This is a genomic window from Paenibacillus sp. FSL M7-0802 (assembly GCF_038004945.1).
Taxonomy (GTDB): Bacteria; Bacillota; Bacilli; order Paenibacillales; family Paenibacillaceae; genus Paenibacillus; species Paenibacillus polymyxa_B.
Map to the genome: position 1 here is coordinate 112,652 of NZ_JBBOSD010000001.1, position 13,983 is coordinate 126,634.

The 13,983-nt window shown below is 32.3% G+C and carries 28 protein-coding genes; 2 read left to right on the forward strand and 26 right to left on the reverse strand.

The genetic code is table 11. The features are described from left to right. Positions 1–28: 28 nt before the first annotated feature. The 9 genes from MHB54_RS00720 to MHB54_RS00760 form a co-directional block, all read right to left on the reverse strand. Entirely contained in the window at positions 29–151 is a 123-nt protein-coding gene (locus MHB54_RS00720; protein WP_019687660.1) for a hypothetical protein, read from the reverse strand. After that, a complete protein-coding gene (locus MHB54_RS00725; RefSeq protein WP_340981225.1) occupies positions 148–684 on the reverse strand; it encodes an accessory gene regulator ArgB-like protein in 537 nt (178 codons plus the stop codon). Before MHB54_RS00725 ends, MHB54_RS00720 begins: the two co-directional genes overlap by 4 nt. Beyond that, on the reverse strand, positions 671–1,312 hold the full coding sequence (locus tag MHB54_RS00730) for a hypothetical protein (protein ID WP_340981227.1): 642 nt from the start codon (positions 1,310–1,312) through the stop codon (positions 671–673). The genes MHB54_RS00725 and MHB54_RS00730 overlap by 14 nt, the downstream gene beginning before the upstream one ends. A 113-nt stretch (positions 1,313–1,425) precedes the next feature. After that, on the reverse strand, positions 1,426–2,403 hold the full coding sequence (locus tag MHB54_RS00735) for a phage lytic cycle repressor MrpR family protein (protein ID WP_310168692.1): 978 nt from the start codon (positions 2,401–2,403) through the stop codon (positions 1,426–1,428). A gap of 4 nt (positions 2,404–2,407) precedes the next feature. Next, positions 2,408–3,742: a DNA sulfur modification protein DndB gene (locus tag MHB54_RS00740; RefSeq protein ID WP_340981230.1), complete on the reverse strand. Its 1,335-nt coding sequence runs from the start codon at positions 3,740–3,742 to the stop codon at positions 2,408–2,410. A 58-nt stretch (positions 3,743–3,800) separates the two neighbouring features. Next, entirely contained in the window at positions 3,801–4,571 is a 771-nt protein-coding gene (locus MHB54_RS00745; protein WP_340981232.1) for a hypothetical protein, read from the reverse strand. An 8-nt stretch (positions 4,572–4,579) separates the two neighbouring features. Then, a complete protein-coding gene (locus MHB54_RS00750; RefSeq protein ID WP_340981233.1) occupies positions 4,580–5,041 on the reverse strand; it encodes a hypothetical protein in 462 nt (153 codons plus the stop codon). Between the two features lie 101 nt (positions 5,042–5,142). Continuing rightward, positions 5,143–5,538: a hypothetical protein gene (locus MHB54_RS00755; RefSeq protein WP_068940389.1), complete on the reverse strand. Its 396-nt coding sequence runs from the start codon at positions 5,536–5,538 to the stop codon at positions 5,143–5,145. An 8-nt stretch (positions 5,539–5,546) separates the two neighbouring features. Further along, on the reverse strand, positions 5,547–5,756 hold the full coding sequence (locus tag MHB54_RS00760; protein ID WP_340981234.1) for a hypothetical protein: 210 nt from the start codon (positions 5,754–5,756) through the stop codon (positions 5,547–5,549). A gap of 210 nt (positions 5,757–5,966) precedes the next feature. On the opposite strand from MHB54_RS00760, the gene MHB54_RS00765 reads away from it, so the two are divergent. Then, positions 5,967–6,176, forward strand: a complete 210-nt coding sequence (locus tag MHB54_RS00765; protein ID WP_068940387.1) for a helix-turn-helix domain-containing protein — start codon at positions 5,967–5,969, stop codon at positions 6,174–6,176. Between the two features lie 39 nt (positions 6,177–6,215). On the opposite strand, the gene MHB54_RS00770 is transcribed toward MHB54_RS00765, so the two are convergent. Next, positions 6,216–6,596 carry a type II toxin-antitoxin system PemK/MazF family toxin gene (locus MHB54_RS00770; protein ID WP_340981236.1) on the reverse strand — a complete coding sequence of 127 codons (381 nt, stop codon included), beginning with the start codon at positions 6,594–6,596 and terminating at the stop codon, positions 6,216–6,218. Positions 6,597–6,878: 282 nt separating this feature from the next. On the opposite strand from MHB54_RS00770, the gene MHB54_RS00775 reads away from it, so the two are divergent. Then, on the forward strand, positions 6,879–7,400 hold the full coding sequence (locus MHB54_RS00775) for an RsfA family transcriptional regulator (RefSeq protein WP_340981238.1): 522 nt from the start codon (positions 6,879–6,881) through the stop codon (positions 7,398–7,400). Between the two features lie 472 nt (positions 7,401–7,872). Here the strand turns inward: MHB54_RS00775 and MHB54_RS00780 are convergent, their stop codons facing one another. From MHB54_RS00780 to MHB54_RS00855, 16 genes are all read right to left on the reverse strand, one after another. Next, positions 7,873–8,151 (reverse strand): hypothetical protein, encoded by a 279-nt coding sequence (locus MHB54_RS00780; protein ID WP_340981239.1) that lies wholly within the window; start codon positions 8,149–8,151, stop codon positions 7,873–7,875. A gap of 78 nt (positions 8,152–8,229) precedes the next feature. Next, complete coding sequence (locus tag MHB54_RS00785) at positions 8,230–8,487, reverse strand: hypothetical protein (protein ID WP_340981241.1); 258 nt, start codon at positions 8,485–8,487, stop codon at positions 8,230–8,232. A 223-nt stretch (positions 8,488–8,710) separates the two neighbouring features. Continuing rightward, positions 8,711–9,043, reverse strand: a complete 333-nt coding sequence (locus tag MHB54_RS00790) for a cyclic-phosphate processing receiver domain-containing protein (RefSeq protein ID WP_340981243.1) — start codon at positions 9,041–9,043, stop codon at positions 8,711–8,713. A gap of 69 nt (positions 9,044–9,112) precedes the next feature. After that, the gene (locus tag MHB54_RS00795; protein ID WP_340981244.1) at positions 9,113–9,448 is read right to left on the reverse strand and encodes a hypothetical protein; all 336 of its coding nucleotides are present in this window, start codon (positions 9,446–9,448) and stop codon (positions 9,113–9,115) included. Between the two features lie 46 nt (positions 9,449–9,494). Beyond that, on the reverse strand, positions 9,495–9,722 hold the full coding sequence (locus tag MHB54_RS00800) for a hypothetical protein (protein ID WP_068940369.1): 228 nt from the start codon (positions 9,720–9,722) through the stop codon (positions 9,495–9,497). Positions 9,723–9,898: 176 nt separating this feature from the next. After that, the gene (locus MHB54_RS00805) at positions 9,899–10,186 is read right to left on the reverse strand and encodes a hypothetical protein (RefSeq protein WP_068940367.1); all 288 of its coding nucleotides are present in this window, start codon (positions 10,184–10,186) and stop codon (positions 9,899–9,901) included. A gap of 14 nt (positions 10,187–10,200) precedes the next feature. After that, complete coding sequence (locus MHB54_RS00810; protein ID WP_340981248.1) at positions 10,201–10,389, reverse strand: hypothetical protein; 189 nt, start codon at positions 10,387–10,389, stop codon at positions 10,201–10,203. Positions 10,390–11,186: 797 nt separating this feature from the next. Further along, a complete protein-coding gene (locus MHB54_RS00815) occupies positions 11,187–11,363 on the reverse strand; it encodes a hypothetical protein (RefSeq protein WP_340981250.1) in 177 nt (58 codons plus the stop codon). Between the two features lie 30 nt (positions 11,364–11,393). Continuing rightward, positions 11,394–11,564, reverse strand: coding sequence for a hypothetical protein (locus MHB54_RS00820; protein WP_175405259.1), 171 nt, complete (start codon positions 11,562–11,564; stop codon positions 11,394–11,396). A gap of 180 nt (positions 11,565–11,744) precedes the next feature. Then, a complete protein-coding gene (locus MHB54_RS00825; RefSeq protein WP_340981253.1) occupies positions 11,745–12,029 on the reverse strand; it encodes a hypothetical protein in 285 nt (94 codons plus the stop codon). Positions 12,030–12,075: 46 nt separating this feature from the next. After that, entirely contained in the window at positions 12,076–12,267 is a 192-nt protein-coding gene (locus MHB54_RS00830; protein ID WP_340981255.1) for a hypothetical protein, read from the reverse strand. Between the two features lie 46 nt (positions 12,268–12,313). Beyond that, positions 12,314–12,547: a hypothetical protein gene (locus MHB54_RS00835; RefSeq protein WP_340981257.1), complete on the reverse strand. Its 234-nt coding sequence runs from the start codon at positions 12,545–12,547 to the stop codon at positions 12,314–12,316. A gap of 33 nt (positions 12,548–12,580) precedes the next feature. Further along, on the reverse strand, positions 12,581–12,754 hold the full coding sequence (locus MHB54_RS00840) for a hypothetical protein (protein ID WP_340981258.1): 174 nt from the start codon (positions 12,752–12,754) through the stop codon (positions 12,581–12,583). Between the two features lie 2 nt (positions 12,755–12,756). Beyond that, positions 12,757–12,981, reverse strand: a complete 225-nt coding sequence (locus MHB54_RS00845; protein ID WP_340981259.1) for a hypothetical protein — start codon at positions 12,979–12,981, stop codon at positions 12,757–12,759. A gap of 33 nt (positions 12,982–13,014) precedes the next feature. Further along, positions 13,015–13,191 (reverse strand): hypothetical protein, encoded by a 177-nt coding sequence (locus MHB54_RS00850; RefSeq protein ID WP_175405258.1) that lies wholly within the window; start codon positions 13,189–13,191, stop codon positions 13,015–13,017. 28 nt (positions 13,192–13,219) lie between these two features. After that, complete coding sequence (locus MHB54_RS00855; RefSeq protein ID WP_340981261.1) at positions 13,220–13,375, reverse strand: hypothetical protein; 156 nt, start codon at positions 13,373–13,375, stop codon at positions 13,220–13,222. Between the last annotated feature and the right edge of the window lie 608 nt (positions 13,376–13,983).

Below are 13,983 nucleotides of genomic sequence, written 5' to 3' on the forward strand. Positions count from 1 at the left end.
CAGAAGAAAGAGCGGGACCCCAAATATATTATTTCAATTCTTCTGGCACTGCTTCTCCATGGATCAATGTCCAACTAGCAGTGCTTACCACTGTTACTGCCAACAGAGAGCAAAAACTACCAACAATCAGCATAAGTTTGTTCAATTTCATAACTTTTCACCTCCTCTCAAGCGTATCAAGAGGAGACTTTGTACTAAAACAGCTAAATTCATTACTGGAATATTTATTATATATATCAGCGAAACTATTATTAAGGATATAATTTTAAACCATTTAAATTTTTCCGGTTTCACTCTTGTTTGCTGTTCTATCTTACTTGGTGCATATATCATTACCAATATTACACTGGCTAGATACATAGCAAAAGAGTAATTCTCGAAATAATTGCCTCCCAATGCTATTAAAATTATTAATAGCGATGAAAAAACTATGCACATATCTGCCGATTTAAAGTGAAAACCACCTGAAAACATTCTAAGTGATGAAAACCCTATTAATGCAAATACTGTTTCTTTAGTAATGCCTAATAGCATCGATGCAATTAATACTATAAATATGGGAATGGTATTCGAGATTATAAATTTTAATGTATATCTCACTATTTGTTGTGACGGTAATTCATCAGGATATTTACTTTTAGCTGCACAACTCCACTTATCGGCTATTTGATCAATCATATTCATTTTTAATTTCCTTTCTTCTTTCTATTAGAATCAATAATACGAATATTGCTATCCAGAAAACTACACTTGAAGTCATATTGTTGAAAGTAGGCTTTGTCATTAAAGCTATACCGAGCAGAGACACAATAAAAAGTATTATATTCGAGGTGTTAATTTTGAATTTTAATGTATATTGATATGGTAATGTTGTAAAGAAGATAGATCGTTTCCTTAATATCAAACTTATGATGACCATTACTGTGTCACCCAAGAATTGAATCAGTATTCCATATTCTTTTGTTGTTTCAAAAAAATCAATATTAAGTGTACTTGCAAGTATAAGCGCAGTTAAAGTTTGTAAAATCATCTGCACTAAAAAACTTATTCCCGATATCCTCAATGATGAAAGGGGAGATAGTTTAAATAAAATCACGAGAAATATTATCAATAATAATAAATTGGCAATCGGTGCAACTCTAGTCGGAAGGTCGTATTCCACATACAAGAAGGTACCTACAGAAATACACAGACTTGAAACGATAAATTGAACCCAGTAGTCTCTTAGCTTTATAGAATACATACCAAATCCAAAAATAAAAATTGCCATACCATCCAACATTGAAAATATTATGTATTTAGCCGTTTCCATGTTAGCCCTCACGTTCTTATAATTAAATATAATGAATTTGTACCCTAAATATATCATGCGTTTTCGTTGATGTCAACACAATTTTCCATAAAAAAAAGTAGAATAAGAAAAACTTATTCTACTTCAGGGTAAACTCTTTTTATGGTTTCTTCATTGAGGAAATCTTGAGTATACATTGTACTGTTGATTATGCCACCATCACGCAAACCAACATTAAATTGTTTACATATCTTATGAATATCTGAACGATCTAAAGTTTTTTTATTCTCACGGAGATATTCTTTTCTTGCCATTTCTAACATACCTGAATTTCTTATATCGATTGGAGATAAACTTGGTCTATTCAGCTTTTCACCAAATTTAGTAATAACAAATGTTATTAATGACTGCTTAACTTCTTCTCCTCTTGTGCTCTTTATTATATAATCACTGTCTTTTAATTTGGAAGTGTCTTTCCTTTTGCTGCCTTCACCAAAATTAGATTTATACACTTCCTCTTGATCTGCTGCTAAAAGAGCATCAATTAAAAAATCACTAACAATGATTTCTCTTTCTGTTGTTTCATAGCGGTCTACATTTGTTAGTTTTATTTTATTATTGACCTTATCGATATTTCCCACTTTTAAAGTTCTTATTTCAGAACTGTTTCTACCCAGTATACCTTCAAATATTGATAGTATTATCGCTATATCTCTATAGCTATCCAACTCTGATAAAGCATCGTCTAGGTGATCTTTTCGAATTAATGTTTGCTGTGGTACAAATTTTTCAAAATCGCTTTTCCCTTTCATTGAAGCAAGTGGATTCATTTTATCTTTTCTAAGACCATGCCCACTTGCCCACTCAACATATTTTCTGAGAATTGACCCATAGTTCATGGCACTACTTAACTTTGTGGGAGCCAAGAGGTAAATAACCTCTTCAAATTCGCTTAATGTAAAATCGTAGAGGTCTTTACCTAATCTCATTTCTACTCTACTTGCTCGTTTTAGCTTTCCTTCATAGTTTTTACGAGTGTTTTCTCTGAATTCGCTTAAAAATCTTTTTTTGATTTCTGGATTATATAGGCTATCCCCATATATATTATTCAATTTGTTACACCTCTTTAATTAAATTTTCGAAATGTTTTAGTATGTCCACTTGAATGCGAGTAGACGAATAAGCTCTTTTAGCCTCAAATAAATCTATCAGTATTTTATCGTTACTTAAATCAAGATTATCAATTATTTTATTTAACTCCTTAGGACTGATGTTTTGATTATCTTTTTGATACATTCTATAAGCAATCACCGTGTATCCAAAAAACATTAAAGGGTGATTTATATAGCTTTTATCATACTTTTCTCTATTTTCCAAAAAAGCATCCACATATAGACTTATCAAAATACCAAAATATTTCACAAGATAGTGAGATACATTTTGATAATCAAGATACGTCTGAGGATTAAAGGTTCTTTCAATCGCTAAATTTAAGATACTGAAAGTTGTTAACTGTCCAACAGCAGTATTAGGCTTGGTTGCAGAAGCAATTCGAATACCCTTGAGTTCGCTGTCTTGGTTTGTTTGCAATTCTTTTACGACAGAAGCTGAACGCCCTTCCGATGACAATTCTTTCTTTCTGTCTTTATTTAGAATGTTGATTGTGTTTATCTGACCAAAAAATTTAGAAGCGGTCTGTTGATCATAAGTTCTAATCGATAATTCAAAATTAAAATCTAAATCATTCTTCTCATTCATTGCTTTGACAGTAGCCTGCAAACGGTGAAAACCATCTAATATACTTATTGTAGCGTCTTTGTTTATTACTAATTGTCCAAAGTCGTCTTCTTTTGGAATCCAAGTTACTGGCTCTGATTCAAAGTTATAAACATTAAACCTTATGGTATCAGTTAGATAGTCTTTCGCAACAAGTTTATTGGCAATAGTTCTAACTGATGACTGATTTACAATTGGGGTTTCAATAATCCCTTCATTACGATTACCTTTATATTTTAGTCCTCTTTGAGACCTTGGATCATATATTATCATTTGTGATTCAAACATCTTGTTTAAAAGTTTAGCTGATATTTTTGATGAATATGCTTTTTCGTCAATTTGTATTGCATTAAAAGTCAAAGGTAGACTTATTGTTTCACTAACAAATTCTGATGCTACACTTTCTTTGGCTTCTCTAATTTCAGTCGCTGTAAAATGCTCAAGTGGATCTATACCACTAAAAACACTATTAATGCAGTCAGTAAAGACACATAATAAGGGTAGGCTGACCTCTTCAATACTTTTCTTTTTCAAAACAATCTCGTTTAATGTTCCATATGGAACTCCTAGTGAGTTTAATCTGTCATTTACACTAAGTATCTTCTTTCTATTTGTCTTATGTTCGTCAAGTATTTCAGTAATTATCTTTTCTACTTCTCTACGATCAGTTTTCAAATGTGATACACTCCTTTATTAAAGAATTATAACACATAAATATAATAAATATACACGATCATTTTTTCCTAAGTTTATCTAACAAATTGTGATTATTACCTTCCAAAACCAGAACTTTAGTCACATCTTTTAAGTCTTTAGTATTCATTAATTCGATTTTATTTAGAATTTCATTCTTTATTTTATTCTCACAAGTGATGCAGAATCTCTTCTCTTCAATATATGGAAACTGCGAATAACATCTTTCGTATTCACACACTTTTTCTCCAACTTTCTTCGGAGAAAATTCTGCTTTTTTCATCGCTTCAGTCCAGCTCAACCCTTTATTGTTCATAGCACTAGAAGATGGCTTGAGTTTCAAACTATCATATTCTACTTTTGTTGGGATATAGCCTATTTTTTTTATAGAATTTTTTAAATCAACAATCATCGATTCAACGTTTGTATATTTGTTTTTCAAATTCACTTCAGCAGCTTTACATATCTTCTCTATCCCAAAGTGGTCAGATATGTAATCCCAAGCAGGCTCTAAATTACCTTCTTCATAATCTATTTTATCTACATACCCATTTAATACATTTAATAATTTGAAATTACTAATTGCTTTAATCCTATTTTTTTCTAATAAATATTCTTCTTTTGTTGGGATATCAGCTTTTTTCAAAAAATCTTTAAAATTTGTTTTAGCTTTTCTATTGTAGGTATCCCATGTAGTAGTTTTTTCTTTGTCTCTATATAAGTCAAAGAGTTCAACTGTAAGGTATCCTCCTGCTTGCTTTGCCGCCAGCTTTGCTTCAGCTATATACTTATTTTCAAGTTCCATACTCATATTATAATTCACCTCTCAACAAAATACCTATTAGTCATATACCAAGCCTTACCCTTCACTGTATCAACCATACCCATCTTACTATCCAGGAACACAATATCGCCACACTCTTTACACCCCCATTTGTTCCTCTTATACGCTGGCTCCTCTATATAAGAAGCTCCACATTTACATTCCACCTGAATTAATGCTTTATACTGGCTGTATGCTTCCGATAACTGTTCGCTAGCCTTACTTGCGACTGTAGGTTGAATAGCTGCTACATGTTCCCGCTGCTCAGAAAATTCATTATGTACTTTAAAATCTGCTACAAGCTCAGGATTCAATCCAAAATGCTCTTTGCCTACTGTGGTTACATATTTACTGCCTACACGATACGATTCTATCCAGTCCTGTATTTGCTTCGTGGATAGGCTAATAGTTCCTTTAATACCGCTATTTAGCGTGTAGGTCATAATATTAGTTCCCATAATACACCCCCATTTAAATATACTATAAGCGATAATTATTATCAAAGAGTAAAAAAATAAGCGTAGCATAATTTATGCCCGCTTTCTAGTATTTCTTTTAATTATTCTTCAATTACTATTTCATTATTAACCAACCCTTTGTCAAACTCTTTAACGACCATTGTAAGTCTAACCAGATTCAAACTTTTCTCTTCTTTAAAATATTTTATATGTAACTTGACTGCTGCTACAGCTCCATTTAAAGCTTCTATACCATAATCTTTATAGATATTTAACAAGTAATATTTTGTTGCATCTGCGGTCATCTTTCTCTTAAATGCTTGGCCTTCCATCATTGAACAAAAATCAGAGATGTATGCCAAAGCTGTCCCTCTATGCATACCTGATAGCAGTGAAATATGACTGAGCGCAGAACTAAGCTCCAACTCATTATGATACACCTTTCTAGAGTATTTATAAGCGGTTTCAATCATATGTCTTGTTAGAATTTGGGGCATTTCTCCATTCACTCCTCATGATGATTCTTTATCCAGTTATCTAGATCAAGATTTGTTTTTACTACTTTATTTCTGTCTGAGTCCCATATACGAAAACCATTAGCCATAAAATTATTTAACTCATGCGCTTTTTCTGCTTCAATATTAACAAATCTCCATGTTTTCAATTTGTGCTCTTTATCGTAAGCTGTTAATTTCATTAAACGATATCTTTTCATGGTAGCTGCCCTCTAAGGATGTATTTTTTTACTGTTATTTCACCGAAAACTCTGCTAGAATAAAATGACAAATACACCCTACGCCCAAATCATAGGGAGTGTATTTGTCTTATTATGTTAGTGACACGAAAAACGTATCACCTGTGTTATATTATAGGATTTATCCGTTTTCGTGTCAACCCCTATTTGTAATTAATGGAGGAAATGTGTATGTCTTGGGTTGACATCAATCTCAAATCAATACTTATAAAATTTGAAATTAGTGAAAGAGAAATTGCTAGAAGAACAGGTATTAGACAAGCCACTATCAACAATATGTGTAACAACGATGTGAAACAAATTTCTTTAAAGAATATTTCTATTCTATGCGATGAACTAGGAATTGATATTTCAGAATTACTTACTTTAAATAAAAAATAAAAGAAGGTGATTCCTTCTTTTATTTCATTTTTGTTAAGTTTAACTAATTCCTGCTACTACTTTATATGTACTATTTAGACTTTTTTCATACTCCAACGGCACACTTGCTACTTTACATACTAAATCACTTTTATCTAACACTCGCATTTGCTCAAACAACGCAACAGAATGTCTGTCAAATCCACATTTATCTTTGTCTAATAAGACATGTGTTGGCATATTTGCTTTTTGAGTTTGAGCAGATAAAGGTACAACCATCACTACCGAAGAATACTTATTTCCTACATTATTACTTATAACCAACACAGGTCTTTGTCCTTTTTGTACGTTCGTTCGTCCTCCGTTTACTTCTCCTAGATTGGCAATCCATACATCCAATCTCTTAAATTCTCTAGTTACGTTTTCAATTGCTACTGCCATTATGTACACACTCCTTATTACTGAATCTTATTTTTCTTGTTCTTATTTTCATATTTATTCTCATTATATATATCTACAACATCTACTTTGACTCTAACTCTAACAATACTTCTCTTTTCTTGCTCTCTATACTGGTAATTATACAAATAAAAATAATAAAATACAATACGGAACGTTTGTTCTGTCAAGTAAATTAAACACCATGTGTATATTCGCAATTTTACTGCATAGAAAACTTGACAACTGGATATACTTACTAAAAAGTATATTGGAGGAATATAGATGCGACAAGACGCTTGGACTCAATTTGATGATGATCTACTAACTAAAACAGTGCTAACCCATATACGTATTAACAAAACGCAACTAACTGCATTTCAGGAGGTTGGGAAAGAACTTAATCGTACAGCAGCAGCTTGTGGATTTAGATGGAATAGCGCGCTAAGACATAAGTACTACAATGAAATAAAAGCAGCAAAAGAAGAAAGAATGAACAATAAGAAAAGCTCAATACACAGTGCTAGCACTCCATCACTAATTCAAAAGACTGATATAAATTTTATGAACGAAATAGACAATGCAATTCAAGCTCTAAACAATTTACGAGTTGAGTATCTTAACATGCAAGAGATAATACGTACACAGAATAATAAAATAACTGAATTAACTATAGAAATTCAAGAAAGCAATAAAGAAGATCGACGGCCTATTGCCAGTGATGATTTAGACACTTTATTAAAAATATTGCATAGAGCGGGTCAAATACAAAAAAACATGCCTCAACACAAAGAACCTGCCATGTAAGTTGGCAGGTTTCTTAATAAAAATTATATTTTATCTGTAAAAAAAGAAAATAGCCTATCTCTTGGCGGGGACTAGGCTGTTTCTACGGATAATTTTATAAAACGGTAGCCGTGTGTCTTGCCACTACGACTTCGTTCTTTGTTAATTTAATTATACTTTTCGTTAAGCATGAAATCAACTCATATTTCAATTTTGTTGAACCAATAACTTTTTGATCAATTCACTTGCCTTCAGCCCTTCTCCAATACCAATTAGACATACAGCCTTCCTAAGTGCTTCTCTAGTCTTCTCATCCATTATTGTTGCTTCCCCTTACTTGTATGTATTTTATCCATTGCACTCATGGAGGATGTGCTTAACGTGTTCCAACACATCCTCTAGTTTCTTACCACACTTCTCACAATACATTTTACAATTCACCTATCTCTTAGTTAAATCTGCATTTCGCACTGCCATCCATCAAAAATCTTAATTAACCTTCTATACGCTTTTGTCTATTTATGTTATCTATTCGCTCTTTATTTTGTTTCTTCTTTTCTTCATCCCAAGGATCATACTCGAGAATATTTTCTGACAAATATAATCTTAATACTAATTTTCCATTCACCAATCTCTCAACCGCATATTTATCTTTGATGTCACAATAGCCCTTTATCCATCCAATGCTAGCACCTCTTAACCATATACGTTGGTTGTAGCTCCATTTATTTTGTTTAGATTTTAAGTTGTCTATTAGCCTATTTGATACCAACCTACTTTCTCCCTTCCGTTTAAAATAAAAAAAAGAGATGATCAAACTTGCATTCGATCATTAGAAATAGCTTAGCTACTATTCGATTGGATACAAAAGCTTCTTAAGATGGGCTAAGATATTGATATAAAGTATATTGGGAAAATCCTTCTTGTTATTAAGTTCAGCCACAATTAACCATAATGTATCCTTTTCTAAGATATTTATTCCTTCAGTTAATTCAATACCATAATCACCAAGATTGATATAGCGATAAAGAGCATCGACTTCCTCTTCGCTCAATTCAACATTATAAAGATCCTGACGAATTTCTTTAGAGATCGTTTTAATATTCATATGTCCAACTCCCTTTGTTTTTGGATAAAACATGCCTTTTACCAACTAACAGTACTCTGTTTGCCTATTCCCACATTGATTACACTCTATAAAAACTTCATTTTCAAATTCGCCCGGATTACAACTAAATGAAATGTCTTCACTCTTACAATTTTCACAGACAATATGGAACCCCCGATTTTTATCTTCACCCATGGACAAACACTCCTCTCCCTGTCATGAGTTAGCCTAAATACTTATTTCCTGTGATTGGATAATAGTAAATTTCAATATCCTGTTCAATAAAACCTCTCCTTTGAGCAGCCAACAACGTCTCATACATGCTTTTACGTCCCACAGGATTATCTGTATGTAAATAGATCTTATCAGCCCTCAAACCATGCTCACAGAAGTACTTCACCAAATCATATCCATTAGGCAGCTCTTTACCATCAACATCTTCGCCTAAATAATGGTCTAACGTAAGAATGCCAATACTTCTGGTTTCAAGGATATGTATTGCTTCATAGTATGTACGAGCGACCACAAATCCATTTTGGACAGTCTCTGAGGTCATCTACGTAGAGGTTAATCTTATTTGTCATGGCAATGCTCCTTCGCATGAATCACTTCTTCATCATGAGATTTAAATAAAAGGTTCCCATAATGTCTTCATATACTCCCATCTTGGCTGCAAGAACTCTTTTACTTTATCCTCATCCTCTTTGTCTACTTTAACTGTACAGTATTGATAATCGCCTCTCCGCTGAAGCATCCAAAACATATGTAATTCATCGCTACCTTCGTCATACACTTTCCAATCCCATCTAAAGAGCAAATGGTAATCCATATCGGCATCATCCCATTCTTTCAAAAACTCTTCAAACGAACTATATTCGTAACCTCCTTCGTCTCCTTTTGTACGATAATTGCTCAAATTGCAATAATAAGGATGCTCAACTTCCCATAAATGTTTTGTCATATCTAAACACCTTCCTTCTATAAATTGTGATAAAACAGTCATTTGATCAGTTTATGCTCGTCCCGATAATTACATATAGTTCATATTGTGCTTTAACAAGTTTTTCTCTCTCTGATTTCAGTTCAACAATTTTTTCAAGGCTCTTTGGAGTTACGGATTCAATTAACTTCTTAGCCTCTGCTTTTATTTTCTTATCAATTGATTCTACCTCCTGTGTGATATTCTTAATGCGATCATTTATTATATCCTCTCTTGTCATAAAAACATCTCCCATTTCTTTTCCTCTTCTTTATCGACACAAATACTTTAATATACCCTTGGAGGCTAAAGCTCAATGAAAAAAGTTTGTAGTTCCTAATTGAAATGGATCTTGCCACTCTAGAAGCGATTGAGATTCATCATAAAGATCACAACACCCATATTCCCTCTTCTTTTTTTATGTAAGACAAATTATCTTGCAGCCATTTTCCTTAGTAACTCTTTGTAATTTTCCATCAATGGTTTTTCACTTAAGTCACAATAATTTTCAAAGAAATCACTTTTCTCAAACCTATTAATCATATATTCAATTGAATATAATTGATAAACATTCTCGACAATTTCACCCTCACATACAAACTCGATTGAATCGACCCCATATGTATTCAGATATTCGATTGCATTTTTAATCTCATCATTATATTTTTCAACTTGATACACTTCTGTAATATTATCGAATCCCACTATGACCGTATACATATTTATCCTCCCTTTTAAGCTTCATTGACAATAGACTTTCCTTTCTCAGTTAGGCGCAATACTTGTTCAAATTCAATTAATTCAAGAGCCTTCAAGCCTTCAATTATTTCGTCACCGTAGATATTTTGAAGAGATTGGTTCTTCTCTGTTTCTGATTGGTTTAATTTAATTAGCAATTCAATTTGTTCATTAATCAGATTCATTAGGCTTATTTCCCCCTAAAATAGTTATTTGATAGAATCTTGTCTTGCGTTGATAATACGATGGATCTCAGTTAAAACCATAGCGTTCTTGGGGTCTTTAGATGTCTTTTCAAGTAATGTGTCCAAATATTCAGTCGGCAGATCTGATAAAGTTACGATCTCATGTGACTTGCTGATTAATACGTACCTTTCATTCTGTTGTAGTAACAAATCTATTTCTTCAAGTTCAGTCATCGTCATGACATATTTTATTATAGTTTCTTTATCGTAAATATCATTTATTAAATATCTTTCTAAACTAAAAGTCATCTCCGACACATCGTTCACCACTTTTCTTTATAAAATAAACCTTTTACTACAACATAATGTATTGATTGCCATCATCCATGAAAGCCACCAACATTGACTTCCTTTTAATAGTCCTAGCTTGAAAAGTGACAATACGTGAAACATCTACTTCCATTTCCTTTTTAGTTGCTTCGTCGTATACGAATAGCTTCTTTTTATCCTGACTCATTCTGTTATCATCTCTGTGCAATATTCTTCAAACTCTACAATACTATGTTACTAGTTCCTTTACAATGTTTACCTATCGTTAAATAAATCATAACACATTTCTTTTAGTTATTCAACGTATTCATTATTTTTGTTTATTAAAAAGACCACATTATGGCTATTTTTATTATGTATGCTTCAAATTTCTGTGCTGTTCATATTGTTTAGCTGCTTCATGTAATTCAATCCACTTGCCCTGATTATTCCTAACATACAGCTTATTATCTTTTAATGCCCCAGCTTTAAACATAGCGATATTCACTCCCTGTCAAAGAGCTATAGATGTTGACATTACCAGATAAACCTTTCCAATGATAGAATCGATCAATTAACACAAAGCTCATTGCTTCATTGGAACGTCCAGCGGTTTCGATCTCTTCTTTTACTTTTCCGTCTACGACTATCATATATGTATCCATTTTAAACACTCCTTTAATTATATTTATTTTTTAATCGAACAAAGGTACTACTTGTTCTGTTACTTCTATAATATCTTCAGCATCGTGCCAACTTTCGAACTTTGCAGCTAGATCAATGTCATGAGTATATAGTTGACCGCGATGTTCTTCCCAATCTGCTCTAAGGTATTGTTTGGTTTCTGTATTGATCACAGTAAACATAGTTATTCCTCCGTTGTTATATGAATTATATTTATTAAAAGACTTATTTTATAAGAACTACTCTTAATATTAGGAAACAACAATCTTTTCGAAATCATAAATAAATGACTCCATTTTTTTCTTATTGAATTGATATAATTTATAGCTATCTAAAACTGGTCTATCTATAGAAACTTTGTTTTAATGAATACGAAGATAGCCATTATTGTCGAATTCTTTGTCATAGTATTCATTATAGTCTGCTCCTAAACTGTAAGCTTCTTTGGGAGATAAATTAGTCCAAGCTTCATTTGAAATCATTTTAATGTAATTGAACAACTCAACGAAATTTTTTAGCTCAAAATTATATGTAACATTATATTTATTGTTAATCTGATTTTGATTCATTTCAAAAATCACTGCTGATTTTCTATGTTTAACAATTAACTCTTTTCCATTAGAACATATAAAAACCTTAGTCTTCATTTCATTACTCCTCCTTCTCGTCCTGTGAAATACTTCTTTCATCAAATTATTTAATATGCTTTGTTACTATAATTCCACTCATTGGTACTTCGTTAATATAATCAAAATCATAGGTTGAGACTTCTTTCTGAATCTCTTCATTAAAGATCAGTAGAGCTTCTTCGTAATCGTCACCATATACATAGGTCTCATATTTTGCATAAGGCATATTCCAATTTACTTTGAATAAACGCTTCATTAGTTCATCTCCTTATTTTAATAAAAGAATCCTTTTATAAACTCACTCACTTATTGTTTCTGAATCGTTGTATTTCCTCCATCTCTTTACGTAGCAATTCTTTTGAAACTTCATTTAATTCTTCGTCTGATATATTTTTTTCATCAAGAAATACGTCTCGCTGTAATTTCCAGTACTTCATTCTAATGTCTCTAAGTTCGGCGTTTTCAATACGATTTATTTCTTCCTGATTTAGAACTTCATTAAATTGTTCTTCATAACTCAAGTACTTCTTACTCATGAATTACATCTCCTCGTAAATTATTCATTTGATCTACTCAGAAAGCTCTTCAATAGAAATCTCTGCCCAATTATTTCTAATAAGCTCTTTAACTGCATGTTCAGCGATCTTCTTTGTTTTGAATTGAGTCGCTTCTTCTACTCTCTCAACCCTTTTATTCCAACGATCAAATTTTACATACCAATCTTCTGATTTTACAACAAACATATCTATCTCCCCTTACTATAATTATCAATCATCGCTCCCATAATTGAACGGGCTTCTTTATAAGTCACTAATACCTGTGGCTTCCCCTCGGCTTCGAAAACGTATTGATAGGGCTTTCCGTTGCTTGTTTCGGTGTTAGAGTATGTTCCTTGAAATATGTACTCTTCACCATCAATGCCAAAACAGCAGCCAATGAACTTTTCAAACCATTGTTTTCTTTGAGACATTTTTAATCACTTCTCCTAAAAGGATCATTTTATCTATATATCCAAAGCAAAGTTGCTGTTAAAACGTTGAATGGCAGCTTCCCTTGAAATATTGCCGAGGTCCTTTGTATCCTGCCCATAAGACCAAGCAAAGCCTTCGTCATGTTTGAACAGAACGCAGGGACAACCATACATGATACCTTGTTGAACTATTACTTCAGAATATTTCATTTTTTCAACTCCCAATAAAAATATAGTTTTACACCGTTTGTTTTGAACCAATATTTATAACAACCATTGCACCATTTGCTTCACATAGAGCGGCAAACTTAGCCATTTCTATTTTATCATCGAACGAATATATATTCGCCTCTAATTTACCTAGCACCTTCTCAAACACGGTTACCTTGCACATGCTTATCACCTCATATGTATTGTTCTTTTCTATGTTTTTATTATACTTCATTTAATTATTTTTGTATATAGGTTTTCTATAATTTCATTATATTTAATTATATAAAAAAGACCGCCTAAGCGATCTTGGTCAAATTAATCTTTTATAGCTTTTTCATCTCAGATTCTTGCTTTTTGGTAAACTCGATATAACACTTAAAACATCTACCTCTCAACCGCGCCTTATTCTTACAAAATTTCATCTTACATTGACTTGGGTTATTTCTCATCTGTTCTGCCGATTTATATGGCATAATTCCAACTGGTATGTGAAACAAGGGAAGAATTTTCAACATATCCATATAGCATTTAAGACAATATTCAGCTTCTTTATAATCAGATACAATGTTTCCTGAACAAAATTCATTCTTGCACTTATGTAAAGTCATGCTGTTCACCTCTAAGCTGTTTATCAGTGTAGTGTGTATACCAAATCTTGCGACGAATCACTTCTCTTATTAGCTCATAAGTTTTCCTAACTGTAAAGAGCTAATATTCATGAAACGAATCAACGTTTTTTGTTCAAGCTTTTACTAGGTGTTCTATGTATTCTGAATTACTTCGACATTA